Genomic DNA, 21,325 nt, shown 5'->3' with positions numbered 1-21,325 from the left:
ATTTGATGGGTTCTCTCGATCAATGACGCCCAAACTCCGTTCGTCCTGAGCGGAGTCGAAGGGCGTAAGCTCCATGCCCTGAATAAAGACTGTGCCAATCACCCTTCGACTCCGCTCAGGGTGAACGGAGATTGGACACATCAAACACATTGAAATAATGCACGGTTACACAATTCCAATGTATTTGATGGGTTTTCTCTATCAGTGACGCCCAAACTCCGTTCGTCCTGAGCGGAGTCGAAGGGCGTAAGCTCCATGCCCTGAATAAAGACTGTGCCAATCACCCTTCGACTCCGCTCAGGGTGAACGGAGATTGTACACATCAAACACATTGAAATAATGCACGGTCAAACGGTTCCAATGTATTTGATGGGTTCTCTCTATCAATGACGCCCAAGCTCCGTTCGTCCCAAGCCCACCGACAGCATGATCAGTTTCAGGTATTTGTTCATAAATTATGAACTGCCCGCTTTATGGAAGAAGGCTGTCAGGAAGCGGTTGCCGTCAGGCGATGCGCCCACTTGGTTTTTGCTGCCAGCTGCATATCCACCACTTCGTCACTTTCATCGACGATTTCGCGGCCAAGCAGTGTTTCAATCATGTCTTCCAGTGTCACGATACCTCGGATATCGCCATATTCGGTGACCACCATGGCGATATGGCTGCGTTTTTCCAGGAACGTTGCCATCAGTTTTGGCAGTGGCTCCTTTTCCAGTACGGCAATAATCGGACGTTTCAGGCTTTCCAGTCTGGTACTGCCGCCTTCCCGAAGATGGGAAAGCAGAATGTCATTTCTCATGACAAAGCCGTTGATATCATCCGGGTCTTCACCGTACACAGGAATACGCGAGAAGCTGGAACCGGTGAACTCCTTCATATAAACGTCAGTGGTGGTAGATTCCGGTAATGAAAACAGCACTGAGCGAGGCGTCATGATTTCCACAATCTGGAGATCACGAAACTTCAGCATGTTTTTCATTAGCTCAGACTCGACACCCTGCAATGCACCAACCTGAAAGCCAAGGTCGGCCATCGCCTGAATTTCATCACGCAGATAAGGGTTCGTTTTGTCCTTCGGGCTCAGCTTGCTGGTCAGTAACTCGGTGATCCAGATAATGGGCAGTAGCAGCTTAACCATAAAGCGCACACCAACGGCCATGACCGGAACCAGGGATTGCCACCAGGATGCTCCAATGGTTTTTGGAATAATTTCAGACAATACCAGGATCAGTAAGGTCAGCACGGCGGAAAAAACACCAACAGAGGCATCACCAAAGACTTTCGCCGCCTGGGCACCCGCACTTGCCGCACCAATGGTATGAGCAATGGTATTCAGGGTGAGGATAGCGGCCAGAGGTCGATCAATATGATCGTGCAGCTCACGGACAATCTTTGCCCATTTGCTGTTTTTCTGCTCAAGGCTAACTACATAGGCCGGGGAGATACTGAGTAGGACGGCTTCAAACACCGAACAAATAAAGGACACCGCAATAGCGATGACAACATACGCAACAAGCGTAACCACGCATGGCTCCAAAGGTAATCAAGGGAATGCTATTCTAGCCTGAGAATTTAATCTTTGGCGATAGAAATTTTCGAATATTACATTGTAAAGCTACGGAACATTCTTGCGAAATTTTGGTCAGTATGAACTGTGTGGATCATTTGGCCAACTCCTGACTGGGGAAGACTTACGGATATGAATGCTTTCGAAAGAATTTCCAGTTTATTCCCTGGTGGAATCTTTCCCTCCAGTCCTCCGGCTGTTGGCAATCCATCATCAAGTGAAGAGTTATCTGATAAATACACTCCAATTCTTCAGATGTCACCGGAAGATGATACATCTTCCAGTGTCCCAGGGAGTGAAAGACGACCAATTCATAGTTTTGATATTGCCGCAACGGAAAAAAAGAGAGCAGATACCGCCAACCCGGTGAAGTTTGACTGTGTCATCATGCCGCCTGATGATGACGTAGATGCACTGTTGGACAGGCTGTCTACCTTCGAGTATCAACGTGCACAAAATGGCGAGGCCGGTGCTGAGATTCACCTGATACAAAGTTTTGAAGATTTGTCCAGGGACAACTTGCGCCAGCGTATTCATCTGGAAGGTGGTGGCAAATGCCAGCGTTCCCCCGGCAAGTTATTTGACAACAGTCGCCCGATCCGGCTGGTGGTTGATTTGCAGAAGATGCACCCCAGCGATACCGTGGCACTCAATGACCTGCTTGACCCGGAAAACCCTGCGTTAAATAAAATCAGATTAGGCAGTCATGTTGAGATACTGGTTCTGGTGCAAAAAAAGCAGCTTCATACCGGTAATACCTTTTCATTGGGCGCCGATACCTGTCGGCGCATAAACCGGGTAGACAATACCTGGGATTATCAGAAAAAGCTGGCATCCCTCACCAGCGTTCCTGAAGCACACCGTTCTATTCTTGATATCCCTCCCTGCGCCCCGGATGACAATAACCCGGCCCATGAACATGAAAAGGTCTCCATTAATTTGTGTCATGGCAGTGTTCCCTGGCGGCAAACACTGTTCGGGAGCTACGGTGTTAAGGCCGATCATGGCTTCGGCTGGGAGGCCGGAGCCATTGAGAGAGAGGCACCTAAAAAACTGTGGATAACCGATACCCCCGAAGGGGATCCGGCATTTACCCAGGCGCTGCGTAATATAAAAATCACCCGGGAAATCGAAGCACAGGGAGAAAAACTGTCACTGCCGGAAGAGATGTTCTTCCGGGTCAGACAATCCGGGGGGGAAGACAGGTCGCGGCTCCTTGGCAGTATCAGGCTGGTAGCCAATATCCCTGACGGTCCACTCATCCCCATCAATTCCGCCAATGTTAAAAGCTGGCTGAGCACAGTGGGGATTAACGACAAAGGAGAGAGTTGCAAGCACCATCCTCTGAAAGAAGCCATTCAGGCAGGAGGGTCAATAGTGGTGACCTCTTCATTGCAGGAGGCGCAGTGGACACAATTACTCCATCGGCTCACAACGCTGATGGAAGCAAAAGAAACGAAAGTTCCGCTGACCTTGCTCGAAACCAGACAACCAGAGTCTTTTTTTCCTGCCAGGCCTGACAGTTCGCCACAATTGGCGGGTGAAACATTTGAGCAAATGATCCGGATCCAGCGCAGTGAGGATCACGAAGCCCTGGTGAATGATCTGTTCAACAGGCACCCGGAGGCTGAGATTGTCCGTGTCAATCCTGAAACGACCCTGACACAACTGGTTAATAACCCACATATAGCCTCTGAAGCCAGATATCAATACGGATTCCGCTGGTCCGGCTTGATGAAGGCTTTGCAGTCAAAGAAACCGGTTATCTTGTGTGGCCTGGAGCAAAACCCCAGGTTGCAGCTTGAACTGGAAACCCTGCTGTTGAAACCGGGCCACTTCTTTGTCAACGGCAGTAAAGAGCCGATACCGGCGGATTCCAGAATTTACCTGGTATGGCCTGAAGGTGTCAGAACGGAATCGCTGGTATGGCACAGTGCAATTGCCCGGGAAGTGGCCGTGACGCCGCCGGTTCCTGAACACTCCCAAGCCTGGAACGCGCTGAAAGAGGGACTGGAAAAACTGCACAGTGCTTTAAGGACGCTGCCGGAAAGGTTTGCCACGATTAATTGGCCAGCGTTGTCGGATGCCCTGGTGCAATCGGTACTCAATGAAGCCAATGCCATCGTCGCGGAGGAGGGCGGCACCGAAGCGCTTCCTGTCCACTACCGCAAAGCCGTTGCAACATTGGTGACACATGTCGCCAGAAAAGAAAAACAAGTCAGAGCGTTCGCAAAGTCAATTACCCGACAAATATGGCCCGACTCGAATGGCTATTGGGTGGATATTGATAAACTGACCGCGGTTCTTGGGGATGGTCACCTGATCAACAGTGCCTATATTACCAGCAACGGATGGGAGCTGGTTGAACTGTTCGGCGAGGGATTTTTCTCACACCCCGAGCCAATGGCGCTTGATTATAACCAGCCAGGCCACAGGAAAACACTGATTGCGCTGCTATGTCGCCACGCCCCCAGAGTTTACCAGCGAACGCTGAAAAAAAGACTTGGGTGTGATGATGAACTCTTAAATACACTGCCTGAGGCGACCTGCCGCTCATCCGTCATTACCCGGATTCTGAACAATGCCCTGTACGCCGGCTGGGACTTTCGGAAGCAACAGAGTACTCCGGTTCAGACGCGACTGGACAACCTCTCCACCCGGATTCTGAGAATCCAGCAAAATGCCTCCGCAAACCAGCAGCGAAATATGATCCGCAGCCTGCTGGAACGGCAATTTATTAATATCAGTGATGATGATCCGTCAGTGCTGGAGCAAATACTCTCAAAACGCATATCCCAGCACAGCAGGGGACTCAGGAGACTGGCCCGACTCAAACGACGAATCCGTGGCAATAAATTGATCACCCTTGAGGGCACCACCGGTACGGGCAAAAGCTATCTCGCCCATCAGGCGGCAAAATTGTCAGGCCCCACGTTTACCCTGACGATTGGCCCCAGCGCAGAAGAGAGCCATCTCCTCAAACGGTGGGTCTGGCAACATCAGGGTGATGACCGTGGGATGACAGAGCAGGCGGGAATTATCCTGAAATGGGCCAGAACAGAGCCCGGCCCCGGTGCGATGGTGACCCTGGTGGTGGATGAAGCAAATCTTGCCGCCAACCTTCTGGATAACGTGCTGGCCGGTATCTGGTCGGCAAATCCCCATATCTTCTGTGGTTCCGAAAGAGTGGACATTTCACCTCAACACCGGGTTGTGTTCACCTGTAATCCCGGTGCCTACTCCGGACGCAGTGAGCAAACGATCCTGCAGGATCGGGGTATAAGGGTTCACTATCCCGCTTTAAGCCGGGAGTTCCTGAAAGAACAGGTGGTCTTGCCGACACTGAACAGGCTATTTTATGGGGCCTCTTTAAAAGGGCTTGATGACACTGCGGCCCGGCAGACTGCCGACACGGTGATGGAGCTGCAAAGGCAACTGAAACTGCTGCTGCCGGACCGGGTCTTCAGCCCCCGGGATCTCACCGACGTCTGTGGCTGGATGGCCTGTCAGTTCCATTACAGCGGCAAGCGTGTCACGCAAACCCAGCTCGATGATATGGTCTGGAACGGATTTGACAGTGTCATCGCTCACTCTTTGACTGATCAGACTCAGGCGTCTTACCAGATTTTAAAGCTGTGGTTTGAGCACCGCTATAAGGCCCACAAACTGCCAACCACCGTGACAGGATACGGCCTGCGTCTTGATCAGCTTTACGACACATTCTGTTGCTACGTTAACCGGGCAAAACCTGAATTTGATACATCATCACAGTCCGTTAAATCATTAATGCAGACGCTGGCCCAGGATCTTGATCGTCTCCGTCTTGAGCATGAAAGTGGCGTTCGCCATTCAGGGCGCAGGGCGACACTGGTTGAAGGCCCGGCCGGCAGAGGCAAGGACGCAACCTTGAAGTTGCTGCTGGATATGTGGGATGCCTGTGATGAAACGGGCAGGCCCACCAATGTCCGTTACTTCAATGCCGGAGACTGTGACTGGGCTGAACTGAAACAAGCCATCAGGGAAGCCCAGCAGGAAGGGTCGGTTCTGGTGGTTTCAGAGTTGAACATGATCAGCAGTGCCGACCTTGAAGGTGAACTCAATGATGTACTGACCGAGCCTTGCACACCCGGCTTCCACCTTTTTGCCACCACCAACCCACCGGAATACAGCGGGCGCAGCGCATTTTCACCGGCACTGAATGATCGTTTCCGGATTATCAGAATCGATGATTACAATGAGCAGGAGCTGCGCAGGATTGCCCGGCAATTATTACCCCCGGAAAACCCGGATCAAACCGCTGAGCATATTGCCGCCCTGCATTGTTACGTTTACCAACGGTTAAAAAAATCCGGGCAGGCGCTGTTCCCGGTTTGCCGTGATCTGCAAAAGCTCGCGGCAGCAGTCACGCCTCAATCGGATTTAACGGCATTATTCTGTCAGCATTACTTCCTCTATATGGCAGCCGGAAAAATCGCCAAAGAGGAGGTTGCTGGTTTCCTTCGGGATTCAATGCCAAAGCAACCAACAACGGTAGATGGTCATCGTTACGATCACGGGTTATGCCGTTGGCTTTTTCAAACCATTCCCGACCTGGACAGACCATTATTTATCCAGCGCTCAACATCCGGTGGTTTTGGTGTCACGCAGACACGGGAACTCGTTATTGATGAGAAGCTGTCGGATAGCGATGCCAGGGCAGAAATTATCAAGCGGACTGCCCAGTGGTTATGGCGGCACGAGACCGACCTGCCGGATGATCTGGGAGTCGGTGGTGATAATCAAAGCAAGGCGCTCTATGTTATGCAGCAGCGACAGTGGTTTCGTGCACGCATAAAAGACAGCGACGTTCTCCCTTCGGAGGTATTTAAGCTGAGCGGCTGGAAGGCTGGTCCTGCCGAGTTGCAGGTTTCAGCTGGGCACATGGATGCTCTGATGTACCTGGATGGGTTCCGACACATTTTTTCAGAAAGAGAGATCTGGGAACGCTTATTGCACGGTGACCTGCAAGTGGACATCGACAGGCCAGTTTCAGTCTGGGAGGCTTATCTGAAGCCTGCCTGTCTGCCGGTTGCGGTGGTTTGCTGTCTTCCCGCTCTTGCCATTGCACGGTGTTTGCCTTACTTGCGTCGAACAGCTGGCGAGAAACTTGACGGGAATGTGACGTCTATTGTTAGAGAGCAGCCCCGGCAACGTGTGGGTTGGAGAGATGGTGGGAATGGCTACCAATCCATAGAAACCAGAACGGTCATTGGATGTTGTGGGTCTCAATCCGAGCCTGTAAGGAGGGAAAGAACATTCTACGGTCAGGACATCAGGGATTATCGGTTAGATTTCATTCGTTATAAAGTGACCGGTGAAGGCAATATTTACACGAAGGAATGGACACCCGGAAAGAGCGATTTAATCAGGGTCTTTCCTGAGGCAATGGCTGCAAATACGACAGTTCAACTGTATCCGTGGGAAGCTTATGGGTGTCACACGATCAAGGTCGGACCAGGCCATAAATTGTTTCCTCTGCCCGGCAGGCAACCCAGGGAGGAGATAACGGAACTTCGAACGGAGCCGGTGCGGGCTCACCAGGTATTCCTGGATAACTATACTGGCCAGCACTGGATTCGGTTTTCAGGTTTAATCATCAACTGCAGTATTCATGTCCACTATAAACTGAGCAAAAAATGCGGTGACGCTGGTCTGCTTGAAAAAGCCAATGTCAGTAAAGTGCATGATTCTCAACCAGTAGAGACTCAGAAAAAAAACAAATGCTGTTGCCTCCCGGCAGAACTGTTCAAACCCCATGATCGTAATCAGCGTGATGACCTGATCTCTCCACAGGGCAACCATTGTCCGGAACCGGTCAGGCATCGCGTTGATGTCCTGTTCAATACGGTGCGGGCAGCTGCACAAGCCCCCATAATGCTGACCAATAAGCAGCAGTTGGTACTGGATATTATCAACGCAACGGATGATCAGGGGCGAATTGCCGCAGCAGCGGAATATTGTCGTCAGTTTGACAATCAAAGTCACCTTAAGATCAAAGATGATTTGGCACAGATTCTGCTCTCTGAGGCTGTTGGCGCTTGCAGGCACCGTGCACCTGTTTTCAAATTTATTATGCAATATTTTGGTATCACCTGCCGTATTGTTAAAAGTGAGATCCATGTCTGGGCAGAAGTCTGGAATGGCCATGATTGGGAAACCTATGATTTGGGCGGTGCTTATTCGGAAGAGGATATTCATGGCCACAACCCTTACTTTCCAAAAATTGATGTTCATGATTTCGCAGAACGGGAGACTGACAGGTATTCCCTTACTGCTTTAGCCCCCGGGGTAATAGGGCATTTCAAAAAAGCCAATCTGGAAGGCTTTAGCCAGGGATGTGAGCGCTTGTCAACCTGCAAACAATATGACAGCTCCTTCGTTGAAGAACAAAGGCAGGTGGAAGAGTCACTATTGGCTGGTTTGAATCAAATGGCAGAGTCGGGTTCAGATGACTGCAGGCAGGTTTTGGAACATATTGAATATGCTCAAAATCAACTTGATGCACCGTCTCGTTACCATCCTCCGATGAAAATGTGGGGTTTCCTCGAATCGGTACTGACTAAGCACTTGAAGCACTGCATTGAAAAAAAAGTGACCAGTAGCGGATGGTGTTCTGTTTTGGCGGCTTTTATTGTCCAAAAAAAGTGGTTTAAACCCAGAGTAGACTATTCATTTAATCTCTTTCTAAATCTCAAACAGTGGCGTTGGATCGAAGCCAATGTCCCATCGTTGGGAATGCTTGCCAACCAGAATATTGAAAATTGGTATGATCTCTGGAAGAACAATGAACTCCCTTTCTCTTTCTCGAGGCGTTATACCCAACAGCTCAACGAGATGGTGACGGAGATAGATGAAGACACCCTGCCCACCGGGTGCTCGGAAACCTTTGAAACGTTGTTGGGCGCTTCTGCCAAAATTGAGCAGTGGACTGATCAGCCAGAAGATGGAATACCCGATATCAGTCGTCTTCTCCATGGGATCCCTGCCTACAGAAAAGTGACCTCAAGCCAGTCCCAGGTGGGTAAGCCTCTCTTCCTGATGACCAATGGCTTTATCGATACCCGCAACCAGCCGGAAGAGACTCAAACCCGTTTTGCCCACTATCTTTACAAGCGTGCCCAATCTTTGAAGGCACCCATGAGCATTGGTCTGGCCGGAAGAGAGAATCTCAGTTTCAGACCGTTCCATGTGGTTAAACCAACAAGCACGGTTGACGTTAAAAATCTGCTACTCAACTATGATAAGTTCTTTGTCCCAGATAAGTACTACCGTGATCAATACATCTCTGAGTTTGTCGCGAAACAGAAGGACAATGCTGAAATGTTGGAAAACACCAGAATCAAAAAAATGATGGATAGCGAGGATCTGGTGGTTATCAGGTCAGAAGATGTGCAGAAGATTTATGATGAATATATCGAAAGCCTGGGGGTCCAAAGCTGAAGTGGGCGCTGTTCAGCTTCTTTCAGTAGACTTTAAGCATCTATCCATTTAAGTGACTGCTGTCCTGTGTTTGAACCACCAACCCATGGACTCTTTGTGCAATGCTTGTCAGCCATCTTAGGGTGGACATTAAGCTTACCCCTCCATTTTCAATGGCTTTTGAATGGAACCACGAAGGACACGAAGAGCACGAAGGAAAAGAAAATCTCTTCTTTGTGCTCTTCGTGTCCTTCGTGGTTCCATCTTTAACTTCCCGAAGAGGGGAGTAGACGCTTAATGTCTACCCTAAGTGCCAGCCATCGACCAGCTATAGTCTTGCGTCCCTTCAATTGCTTATATTTACCTTTATTTTGTGAAATCGATTTCGTTTTTTGGTTTATAAGTGTGGTTTTTCAGGCTTTTAGTGGGTTTTTCTTGTACTTCTTTTGCTTTTGATTGGTAGAAACTCTAATACTACGAAAGTGCATAGAAAATTATTTTGTGTGTTGGTAATTCAGTTCAACGTTTTTGGAGTGATAGGGAATGGGAAGGTCGCTCCCCTCGTCTGAATGCACACATTATAAAGAGAGTTTCTATGTGGAATAAACTGAACAAGTCGATGATGTTCTGCCAAATGATGTTTGGCTTATCTTTTTATGGCGTAATGGTCATTTTGACCCGTTTCTTCCTTGAAGAGCTGCAATACAGCGAAGCAGACACCATGCTGATCGTTGGTGCCTTCTCTTCCATTGGCCCTCTTTTTGCCATTGCCGGTGGTTTCATTGCTGACCAATTTCTGGGAGCCAAACGCTCACTGACGCTGGCTTACATGGCATTCGCAGCAGGTTACGCACTGCTGGCATTTGGTGCTTCCATCACCAATGCTCCAATGGCTCTGCTGGGGATTGCTCTGGCCAGTTATGCCCGGGGCCTGATGTCTCCCTCTTACCCAAGCCTTTATAAACGTACTTTCAAATCTCAGGAAGACTTTGAAAACTGCTACCCGATTAACTACTCGGTTAACAATATAGGTGCCCTGCTGGGTCAATATCTGTACCCAATGCTGGTGCTGGTTATCGGCTTTAAAGGTGGTTTTGCGCTCTCTTCTATCATGGCTGCTCTGGCGGTTGCCATGCTGGTTATTTTCCACAAGCCACTGGTCGAGATTGGTGAAGATATCGACAAGCAGCCATTGAGCACTATGAACATGGTGATCTTCCTGGCGCTGTCTGTTGCCATGTTGGGTATGGTGTTCTTCATGTTCTCCGACATGGAAACCGGGAAGTACGTTGTCTACGCCATTGGTGGTACCGCACTGCTGTATTTCATCTCCCTGATGTTCAAAGCCAGTCGGTCGGATGCTCTGAAAATGGGTACCATCCTGATCATGGCATTTCTGGCGACTGCATTCTTTGTGTACTACGGCCAGATGATGACTTCCATGACCATGGTGACTATCAATACCATGCGTGGTGAACTGCTTGGCTTTATCCCTCTGGCTCCAGAAGCATCCATGGCGATGAACCCTCTGTGGTGTATTGTTGCAGGTCCAGTCATTACCGCGAGTTTCACGGCTCTTGAGAAGCGTGGTATTAACCTGTCTACTGCCAGCAAAGTATCCATCTCTTTCGTACTGGTGACTATTGCGTTTGGTATTCTGACCATGGCGGTTAAAGGCATTGATACCGATGTTATCATCAGCCCGGATGTATTCCTGGTTATTCACGGTTTCCTGGCCTTTGGTGAAGTGATTGTAGGTTCTCTGGTGGTTGCCTTTATTCTTTCGGTAACACCTAAGAAGATCGAAGGTTTCTCCGTGTCCCTGTTCTACATTGCCATGGCTCTGTCTGGCATCATCGGTGCGGTGATCTCCGGCAGTATTGCCATGGAGAAAGGACAGGAAATCACCCAGCAGTTTGTTCAGGGTGTTTACGGTGACTACTTTGCCATGCTGACAGCTGCCGCGGTGGTGATGGTGATTATTGCCCAGGTGTCTTCTTTTGTTATTCGCAAGATGCTGGACAGTGCCGATCGGTCTGAAGAAGAGCTGACTTCTGCGTCCCAGACACCGCTCAGGCAATAACTGGTTATCCCCTGAACTCATCATGGAGCAGCACAAACTTCCAGTTTGATGCCATCGAACCACATTTCGAGAGGTATCAGCTTACTTGTGCTCATCTCCTGATCTCACACCTGACGCAGTCAAGCTGCGTCTTTTCCGTCACGCTCACCACAGTGGTTCTGTCTTTAACTGCCCAAAGCATAATGGCCCCAGGAATATAAGGACTAAACTTACGCCCCTCCACTATGCAGCCGAAGAAGGCCAGCTGGAAGCCATTGATGCTCTGATTGCCAAAAGTGCAGATACGGCAGAGGTTGGAAAACAATGACCCGGCTATCTGCTTTGGCTCCAAAGTCCTGTTTAAAAAACAGTTCCACCTGGAGAAAAACGGCTCTTGCAGAGCGACCAAAGCGATCGAAGCATCCACTGGCCTTGTCGACGACGGCAGGGCTGCGTGAGGGAGAGAGCGGTGTTGTTTTCGACACGGCGCGCCCGTTTTAACTTTGGTCTGTCGGTGAGATTCCGACACGTGAATCGTCAGTAGGAGGCTGACCGAGAATAGACTCGTGGTTAATACGATACTCTGCGGAACGTGCGTGTGCCGTCAGCGATTCCCCCCTGGCCAGCACAGACGCCACTTTCCCCATTTCCGACGCGCCTTCAGCAGAACACTGAATAACTGAAGAGCGTTTCTGGAAGTCATACACCCCCAAAGGTGAAGAGAAGCGTGCGGTTCCTGATGTGGGCAATACATGGTTCGGGCCTGCACAGTAATCACCCAGGGCTTCTGCCGTATATCGGCCCATAAAAATAGCACCGGCATGGCGTATCTCTGGCAGCCAGTTTTCGGGTTCTTCAACCGACAGTTCAAGGTGTTCCGGTGCGATGCGATTTATCAGTTCACAGGCCGCCGCCAGGTCAGGTACGGCAATCAGGGCACCGCGCTTATTAAGCGACGCTGCGATAATATCCTGCCGGTCCATGGTTGGCAGCAGTCGATTCATACTCTCCTGCACCTGCGCCAGAAAAGCCCGGTCCGGTGAGATCAGAATTGCCTGGGCATCTTCATCGTGTTCCGCCTGGGAGAACAGGTCCATGGCGATCCAGTCGGGGTTACTGTGGCCATCACAAACCACCAGTATTTCTGACGGGCCGGCAATCATATCGATACCCACCTGACCAAACACTTCCCGCTTGGCGGTAGCGACATAAATATTGCCAGGACCGACAATCTTATCCACCTTCGGGATCGTTTCCGTGCCATAGGCCAGTGCCGCCACCGCCTGGGCACCACCGATGGTAAATACACGACTGACCCCGGCAACAGCGGCCGCCGCCAGTACCAGTTCATTCAGCTCACCATCTGGTGCGGGAACCACCATCACCACCTCAGGCACTCCGGCAACCGAGGCTGGTATGGCATTCATTAGTACCGATGAAGGATAGGATGCACGGCCACCGGGCACGTAAAGTCCCACTCGATCCATCGGGGTCACCTGCTGGCCAAGCAATGTGCCGTCGCTCTCGCGGTAATTCCAGGAGCTTTGCTGTTGATGCTGATGGTAGTCACGAATCCGCTTTGCAGCGGTTTCCAACGCTGCCCGCTGCTCAGGCTGAATGCTGTTGAGCGCCAACTGCAAGCGCTCAGCATCGAGAGTCAGCTCATCCATACTGGAGACCTGACGTCGATCAAAACGACAGGTGCAGGCCATCACAGCCTGATCTTTCTGGCTGCGCACCTGAGCAATAATTTCTTTCACCTGCTGCTGGACACTGTCGTTTGAAACAGACTCCCAGGCCAACAGGGCATCAAGCTGGGCTGAAAACGCCGGACTGCTGAAATCCAGCTGAACCGGGGTTACGACTTCCGACGTCATGCTGGTTCCTCAACTGCATCGGTTTCTGCAATGGTTCTGGACAGTTGATCCAGTAACTGACCAATCATCTTGTACTTCACTTTCATGGATGCCCTGTTGACCACCATTCTGGAACTGATTTCAGCAATCAGTTCCTGAGGCTCCAGGCCATTGGCCCGCAGGGTGTTCCCGGTATCCACCACATCAATAATGATATCCGCCAGGCCAACCAGCGGAGCCAGTTCCATGGAACCATAGAGTTTAATGATATCCGCCTGGATCCCCTGAGAGGCGTAGTACTGCTTGGCAATATTGACAAATTTCGTCGCCACCTTAAGTCGGCCAGAGGATGGTGCTGCGCCAACCTTCCCCGCAGTCATCAATTTGCACCGGGCAATGTTCAAATCCAGCGGTTCATATAACTCAGAGGAGCCGTGTTCCATCAGCACATCCTTGCCAGCAACGCCCATATCGGCGGCACCGTACTCAACATAGGTTGGCACATCGCTGGCGCGGACAATCAGCAGGTTTACATGGGGATGCGTGGTACCAATCACCAGTTTGCGACTTTTATCCGGATCCTCCGCAGGCTCAATACCCGCAGTTTTCAACAGAGGGAGAGTCTCTTTCAGGATGCGCCCCTTGGACAGCGCTATAGTGATCTGGCTCGACATACTTCTCTCAGGCTTCCTTACTTATCATACGTTGTTAAAATGGTGGAGGTAGAAGAACTGCACAGTGAAGAATTAATGAATTGTTATTTACAGCTACTCTTTTTCCAGAGAGTAAGTAGTTGGCCAAATGGAATCGTATTTTCTGACTAAGTGGGCAGTTACTATGCAAGGCACAACGTAGGGAGCATAGCCGTAGCTATGTGACCGTAGTTGTAACGCCGCACGACTGCATGGATGCAGGAGCTAGAGCAACGCAGGAGCAGTTGCCGGGAGTGACTGCCCACTTAGTCAGAAAATACGATTTCATTTGGTTAACTACTTATCACTGGTCTGGATAATAACATAGATATAGGGAAAGGTACGTAGAAAGGCACTAATACAAAGCTGGCATGTGTTGTTTACATGGGCCAGCTCTTCCTGAAAGCATACTCGCTATTTATCTACTCGGTCAGCCTCCCAGGGCCGGAAAGCCCTCCGAAAGCTTCGGGCCTGCCGGAGCATTAAGCCGACGTTTTGACCTATCCATCTCTTTTATACGACCAACTGGCAATACACCCTGGAAAGAGTGCGGCAACGGATTTGCCCGGGAATTGACCGGCAAATCCTGCTTTACAGGAACCCCTGTTCCGAACATCTTATTGGCAAAATCAAAGTCCCGGGCCATCATCAACCTGATGTCATCAGGCATATCTATGTCACCGACCAGCTGACGTACCGTACCTACCACCTCTTCAGTAAACTTTTGTTCGGGCTGTTTTTCAGTACCGGGACTGTAGATACTGCCATCAGGATTACTCTGACTGTTCTGCCAGAATTCCTGCAAGCGCTGGAATTGATAACTCTGGTAAATCGGCTCCAGCACTTTGCCATCCTCCGGCTTAGCCAGCCAGGAGCTGGTGGGTGTGGTAGAGATCAGATGCAACAGGTAGGGCTGTCCCGCTGATTCAGGGGTAACTCCAGATCTGTTCACCAGTTGCACCGCTCTTTCCGGAAGCGCTTCCACCAGGTTGGCAACCAGGAATAACAGACGGGACAGATCCTCCGGTCCAGTTGCATTTCCCTTCACACGATTCACCAGCAAAACCAGACTTTCCAATGGAATCTTCCTGGCCAGAATGGAGTGTGACGGAGCATTACCCAGCCGGAATTCTTTGACCACCTGATCAATGACCTTACCAAGCAGGATAAGATGATATTTTGGATTTTCATCGATTGATACCGTCCGCAGGGCACTCAGCAGCTCTTCATGGGTATCGCTGTGTATGGACAAAGGACAGGGGTTAAATAAGCCATTAATAAATCGCAGGGCATTAAATGACCCAATTCCCCTTTCACCTTCCAAGGCAGGTGTATAGGGAGCGCCTTTGAACGACATCGGTATTTCAACAGGTACGGTGAAAAATTGCAGAATGCGATTGGCCGTTTTGGCTAACCAGCGGGTAATCGGGTTTGACCTTTCTTCAGAGAATAGCGTTAACTTTAACTTGATAACCGCCTTGCCATCATCTGCCAAAGTGAGTCCGGGATTGTAGGCCTTAAGCGTATTTTTAAACATGGCTTTGCATACCTTACCGAAACGGCCGGCATGAACACGGATTGATTCAATATCATCCAGAGTTCCTGTGGTATTGTTGATAGCAACTTTGGCATCGACTTTAATAGGCCCGCCAATCAGCCACCCGGCAAAACGACTCAACCGGTCGGGCTTCAGCAGTGTTGTTACATCAGCGTAGCCATTGCGATGTCGGTCAAGGTGAATATCCGCCTCGACATGATCAACCAGGCCATGGCCTGCCAGATTAACTTTTACTGACTCAATGGTTGGATGTCCATCCTGCGGCCCGGCACTGATATCGATGTAAGGTCTTGGAGCATACTTATGTATGTTAAGAGAGAGTTTCAGGTTGCTAAGGCCAAAACTGAGAATATCTTCTCCGGGGCCGTCCAGAATATTGTCGTGAAACTCACCCGTAATTTGATCAACATTGAAATCAATATGATCTGGTGTAAATGTCTCCAGCAGACTCCTGGCTAAATCGGCAGGGCTCATCGCAGGGGCAGCTGCTAATAGAGCGGCTTTGTACAACTGGCTTTTTTCCGGTAATTGATAGGAAATGGAGACTCCGGTCACTTCGATATCAACATCAACCTGATTTTCATTCTCGAATATCAGATCCATTTTGCGAATCTGAATAGAGCCATCCTTCATTTTCGTCAGGTAAGCCTGAATATTCTTAAACACCCGACCATCAATGATGACCCGGTCAATCTTCACCGGTTCATTGAGATTTCCGCCCAAACTCTCATAGGTTTCCGTCGTCTGCATCAGGAAACATAAAATTTTCGGGAGTTCCCTGGCCACACAGCTTTTTGGTTGAACCTGCAGAACGCCGGAGGTAATCTTACCCGGATCAAAGCGGTGGGCAAAAGCTGTCGCCAGTTCTGCAGCCAGCTTATTGAAGTCAATGTCCTGTGCTTTATTTCGTGCCAGCAGTAATGCTTTATCCTGAACCGCCTGACGTACGGAAGGCATAACCTCATCCACGGTTTTATCAATCATGGGATTCACCAGAGATGAGATGTCGGCACCATGATCCCGGACCCAACCAGAAAACCAGTTACCCGTGTAAGTCATAGCCCGGGTCAACACCTGATCAATAATGGGGGTCAGATAAGGCGTCATATCATCAACTGCACGTTGACATTCTGTCTCTCCCCCTTTTCCAGCAACCTGCTTTGCCACAGCATCGACAACAACCCGGGTAACCGTTGTGCGAATCTGGTCGGTAAATACTCCAACGAAATGGTGTAAATTAGCGTCGTTACTCAACCAGAGAGCAATATTTTGAATAATATCCGCCTGAGCCTGCTTGAGTGTTTCGGCCATCGCCTTCTTTATTGGCTCGATAACCTCTAACTCAACCCCTTGTTGATGACGGATAATCCATTCCCCCCCATTAGCCATCATATGCGTTAACATTTTATCAATGGCTTTATGCAGCTCCGGTGTTGCTGCCAGGGCATTGGCTTTGATCCATTTTTCCATGCTTTCCCGGATAAAACCCTGGCCATGATTCAGGGCCTTATCAATAGCACCATCAATATGCGGCATTAATAATGCCTCCAGGTCCATTGGTGCTGGAGCTCCAACATTCACATTCTTCAAAAGCGCCTCAATTGCGCTCTGGATGCCATCTGCATGGTTATAAACGGCATTAGCCATACCCTCAATCGCATCGGCAACCGCCTGGCCTAAATAGTTAGCCGTAAGACTTTGCACATGGAGGTTGACGGCTTCGGTAATGCCAGCCGCATTGCCATCGGACGGTTCTGCAAGCGTCCCGATACCGTATTCAGTCCCGGCACTCACCGCTTCCTTAACCATTCGCTGAACATGGGGAAGAACGATTGGGAAAATAGACATTCTGGAACGATCTGCACCGTTCCCGGATTTCAAACGCAGATTGTCTGCCCATGCCTTACGACGGATGATATCAGTGCCCTGGGTAATCACTTCCATAATACCCTTGCTCAGGTCTGGTATCAGGTCATCCATCATTTGAGATTGACGAGAGTGGCCGTCTTTCTCAGTGGCGGTGTTCCCCCCTTGAGCAGGTGCTATTGTTTCAGCAGCCCTGCGCAGGGTAGCGACCACATCACCCTTATCCTGCTGACTACTGTTCACCGCAGAGCGCAGAGTCGCCAGCCGATCATGCAGGATGGATTCCAGCTCCGGGGCCGCCTGTTGCATCATTGCCCGAACATGGACTTCCACATCGTGCCTGAGCACCGTTCTATGCTGACGTATCCAGCCTGACAGTTGATCCACACCGTAACCGGCCAGTTGTTCCAGTACCTGCCCCCTGTTAAGTTGATTCTGCAGAAAAGGAAGCACTGCATCCCTGAGAGCCCGGGACTGTGATGTCTGCTGTACGCTCTCTGCGACCAGGCTGGAAGTACCCGTCACTGTCGGTACCACCAGGCCATTCAATCTGCGCACAAGAATTTCCAGCAATTTCTGCCGGTTCGGCTGCTGTTCTGTCGTGGTATCTTCTTTAGCCAGCCAGCCAAGCACACCGTCAATGACCGCCTGCTGGGTCACCACCGCCTGCTCGGTAATGGCATCAATCACCCTGGGGACGACCACCTCATTATCAGCAAACAGACCGGTTGCCAGTATATCCAGCCACCTGGTGCCATCAGCGATCCCCTGCAATGCCAGGTCACTGGCCATTGCTTTCACACTGTCGTAAGGCAGACCTTCCAGAATCGCTTCCAGCTGGTCTGCACCGCTGTGCAGCATCTCGGCCAGGCCTGTTTTCAGCATGTCATCAACTTCGGTGCCAATAGTCGTACGTTGACCCGAAGCTACCTGCCGGACAGTTTGTTGCTTCTGTGCCGAAGCGGGTAAATCCACTTTATTCGGGCTGCCCGGGACCAGTGCTTGTTCAGCTGCCTTCTTTACTTCACTCACGGTTTGTTGTTGCCAGGCAGCAGACAACAGCTTTTCAGTGATACTTTCGACAACGTTTGTCGTAAGGAATGGTGATACGACGCCGGTCAGTTTAGCGATGCTATCCCCGGACAGCACCACACCGTTGCTCTGGTGGTTGCCAGACAGCATGGCATGGTGTTTGGCAACAAACCCGGCACCTTCTTGAACGGCAACCTTGATAACCTTGCCAAAGCTGTCAGACAGAATTGACCTGGCCACTTCCAGTTGTTTTGTTTCATCGATGGTCAGCTTGATTAAATCACCGACCATTTCGCTGGCCTGCTCTGCTGCGGCCTGACGGGCATCATGCCAGTGGTCCTGCTGATTTTGATGGTTCGTTGTCGTTTTCTTCACACTGGTGACAGTAGCACCTTCGGGCTTTTCCTCTGGTTTCTGTGCTTTCGCTGCCAGGCGCAAGTCAGCCACTACGTCACGCTTATCCTCTGGCACCTTTTTCATTGCGCCGGCCAGGGCTTGCAGCCTTGTGTGCAGGAGCCCTTCCAGTTCCGGTACGGCTTTGTCGATGCTTGCCCGGGTCAGTGCTTTTACATCCCCTGCAAGGTCGTCTTTATGCTTGCTGATACTGTTTACCAGCGCATCCACTCCGTAAGCGGCCAGCCGTTCCAGTACCTGACCTTTCTGGACCTGGTCCTGTACGAATGGCATTACGGCGTTTCTGAGCGCGGTGGATTCTGAGGCCTGGTTTCCGAGTGCCGCTGCTTCGCCCGTCACGCCGGTCAGCAGTGGTTCTACCAGGGTATTTCCACGGCGAACCAGAATCTCCTTTACGACTTCCAGGTTCTGTTGCCCCGTTGCCTGATCGACGTTTGATAACCAGCCAAGCCCGTGAGTCGCCAGGCTGTGCACCAGCGACTCTGCCTGTTCGGTTAACTTATCAACTACCCTGGACACAACCCGGGCATCACCGGCAAACAGGCCGTTCACCAGCTCACCTACCCATGCAGCACCGTCGTGTATCCCTTGCCGGGTCAATTCCCCAAGCACCGCTTCGGCAGTAGTGTATGGGTGTTTTTGCAGAAGTGATTCCACCTGATCGGCCACCGCGTTGACCATGCCGGCCAGCCCTTCGCCCAGCATTCGGTCTATTTCGCGGGCTATCATCCTGGCTGAGTCTGTCGTTTCCTCCCCGGCGGTGATCTCGGTAACAGCTGCTGTTTTCCAGTCTCCGGATTGCAAACGGTCACTCAGCAGTTCAACCATTAATTCAACCGTGGCTGTGGTCAGAAACGCCGGTAATTGTGCGGTCAGTGCCGTGCCGCCCTCTAAGGCATTCACGTCGCCACATTGTTCACCGTTGTGCCTCGCGGCAAACAGAGCCCCCTCTTTGACGACAAGATCCATAACCTCACGGATACTGCCCGCCAGAATCGGCTTGACCGCCTCCAACTGGCCACTCTGTTTAATGACCAGGTCGATGGTTTCATCAGCCAGGTTACCCAACTGATCTGCAACGGCCTGACGGGCATCATGCCAGTGATCCTGCTGATTTTGATGGTCCGCTGTCGTTTTCTTATTACCGCTGCCGGGCTTTTCCTCTGGCTTCTGCGCTTTTGCCGCCTGGCGCAGGTCAGCCACAACGCCGTGCTTATCGTCTGCCCCTCTTTCCATTGCAGTACTTAGGGCTTGCAACCGTCTATGGAGAAGCTGTTCCAGTTCCGGCAGGGCTTTGTCCATGCTTGCCCGGGTCAGTACTTTTACATCTCCTGCAAGGTCGTCCTTATGCTTGCTGACGCTGTTTACCAGCATATCAACTCCGTAAGCGGCCAGCCGTTCCAGTACGTGGCCTTTCTGAACCTGGTCCTGTACGAACGGCATTACGGCGTTTCTGAGTGCGGTGGATTCTGATGCCTGGTTTCCGAGCGTCGCTGCCTCGCCCGTCACGCCGGTCAGCAGTGGTTCTACCAGGGTATTTCCACGGCGAACCAGAATTTCCTTTACGACTTCCAGGTTCTGCTGCCCCGTTGCCTGATCGACGGTTGATAACCAGCCAAGCCCGTGAGTCGCCAGGGTCTGCACCAGCGACTCTGCCTGTTCGGTTAACTTATCAACTACCCTGGACACGAGCCGGGCATCACCGGCAAACAGACCGTGCACCAGCTCACCTACCCATGCAGCACCGTCGTGTATCCCTTGCCGGGTCAATTCCCCAAGCACCGCTTCGGCAGTAATGTATGGGTGTTTTTGCAGAAGTGATTCCACCTGATCGGCCACCGCGTTGACCATATCGGCAAGCCCTTTGCCCAGCATTCCATCAACTTCGCGGGCTATCATCTTGGCTGAGTCCGTGGTTGCCTCCCCGGCAGTGATCTCGGTAACAGTTGCTGTTTTCCAATCCCCGGATTGCAACCGGTCACTCAGGAGTTCAACCATTAATTCAGCCGTGGCTGTGGTCAGAAACGCCGGTAATTGTCCGGTCAGTGCCGTGCCGCCTTCTAAGGCATTTACGTCGTCACATTGTTCACCGTTCTGCCTCGCGGCAAACAGAGCCCCCTCTTTGACGACAAGATCCATAACCTCACGGATACTGCCCGCCAGAATCGGCTTGACCGCCTCCAACTGGCCACTCTGTTTAATGACCAGGTCGATGGTTTCATCAGCCAGATTACCCAGCTGCTCTACAACGGCCTGACGGGCATCATGCCAGTGATCCTGCTGATTTTGATGGTCCGCTATCGTTTTCTTATTACCGCTGCCGGGCTTTTCCTCTGGCTTCTGCGCTTTTGCCGCCTGGCGCAGGTCAGCCACAACGCCGTGCTTATCGTCTGCCCCTCTTTCCATTGCAGTACTTAGGGCTTGCAACCGTCTATGGAGAAGCTGTTCCAATTCCGGCAGGGCTTTGTCCATGCTTGCCCGGGTCAGTACTTTTACATCTCCTGCAAGGTCGTCCTTATGCTTGCTGACGCTGTTTACCAGCGCATCAACTCCGTAAGCGGCCAGCCGTTCCAGTACCTGACCTTTCTGAACCTGGTCCTGTACGAACGGCATTACGGCGTTTCTGAGCTCGGTGGATTCTGATGCCTGATTTCCGAGCATCGCTGCTTCGCCCGTCACGCCGGTCAGCAGTGGTTCTACCAGGGTATTTCCACGGCGAACCAGAATCTCCTTTACGACTTCCAGGTTCTGCTGCCCCGTTGCCTGATCGACGTTTGATAACCAGCCAAGCCCGTGAGTCGCCAGGGTCTGCACCAGCGA

General features: G+C 51.1%; 7 protein-coding genes. 3 read left to right on the top strand and 4 right to left on the bottom strand.

Going from position 1 to position 21,325, the window contains the following annotated elements:
* Positions 1-487 precede the first annotated feature (487 nt).
* Positions 488-1,525, bottom strand: coding sequence for a CNNM domain-containing protein (locus CX664_RS17565; RefSeq protein ID WP_101747996.1), 1,038 nt, complete (start codon positions 1,523-1,525; stop codon positions 488-490).
* 174 nt (positions 1,526-1,699) lie between these two features.
* Between CX664_RS17565 and CX664_RS17560 the strand changes: the two genes are divergently transcribed.
* From CX664_RS17560 to CX664_RS28260, 3 genes are all read left to right on the top strand, one after another.
* Entirely contained in the window at positions 1,700-9,046 is a 7,347-nt protein-coding gene (locus CX664_RS17560) for a hypothetical protein (protein WP_101747995.1), read from the top strand.
* A 574-nt stretch (positions 9,047-9,620) separates the two neighbouring features.
* The gene (locus CX664_RS17555; RefSeq protein ID WP_101747994.1) at positions 9,621-11,108 is read left to right on the top strand and encodes an oligopeptide:H+ symporter; all 1,488 of its coding nucleotides are present in this window, start codon (positions 9,621-9,623) and stop codon (positions 11,106-11,108) included.
* An 85-nt stretch (positions 11,109-11,193) separates the two neighbouring features.
* Entirely contained in the window at positions 11,194-11,415 is a 222-nt protein-coding gene (locus tag CX664_RS28260) for an ankyrin repeat domain-containing protein (protein ID WP_101747993.1), read from the top strand.
* Positions 11,416-11,584: 169 nt separating this feature from the next.
* On the opposite strand, the gene hisD is transcribed toward CX664_RS28260, so the two are convergent.
* The 3 genes from hisD to CX664_RS26530 form a co-directional block, all read right to left on the bottom strand.
* Positions 11,585-12,964 carry a histidinol dehydrogenase gene (hisD, locus tag CX664_RS17545; protein ID WP_244910686.1) on the bottom strand — a complete coding sequence of 460 codons (1,380 nt, stop codon included), beginning with the start codon at positions 12,962-12,964 and terminating at the stop codon, positions 11,585-11,587.
* Entirely contained in the window at positions 12,961-13,617 is a 657-nt protein-coding gene (gene hisG / locus CX664_RS17540; RefSeq protein WP_101747992.1) for an ATP phosphoribosyltransferase, read from the bottom strand. The genes hisD and hisG overlap by 4 nt, the downstream gene beginning before the upstream one ends.
* A 448-nt stretch (positions 13,618-14,065) precedes the next feature.
* Entirely contained in the window at positions 14,066-21,319 is a 7,254-nt protein-coding gene (locus CX664_RS26530) for a hypothetical protein (protein WP_219622224.1), read from the bottom strand.
* Positions 21,320-21,325: the final 6 nt, after the last annotated feature.

It is taken from the genome of Endozoicomonas acroporae (genome assembly GCF_002864045.1).
Classification (GTDB): Bacteria; Pseudomonadota; Gammaproteobacteria; order Pseudomonadales; family Endozoicomonadaceae; genus Endozoicomonas; species Endozoicomonas acroporae.
The sequence above is the reverse complement of the archived record's forward strand: the minus strand, read 5'-3'. Positions and strand labels throughout refer to the sequence as shown.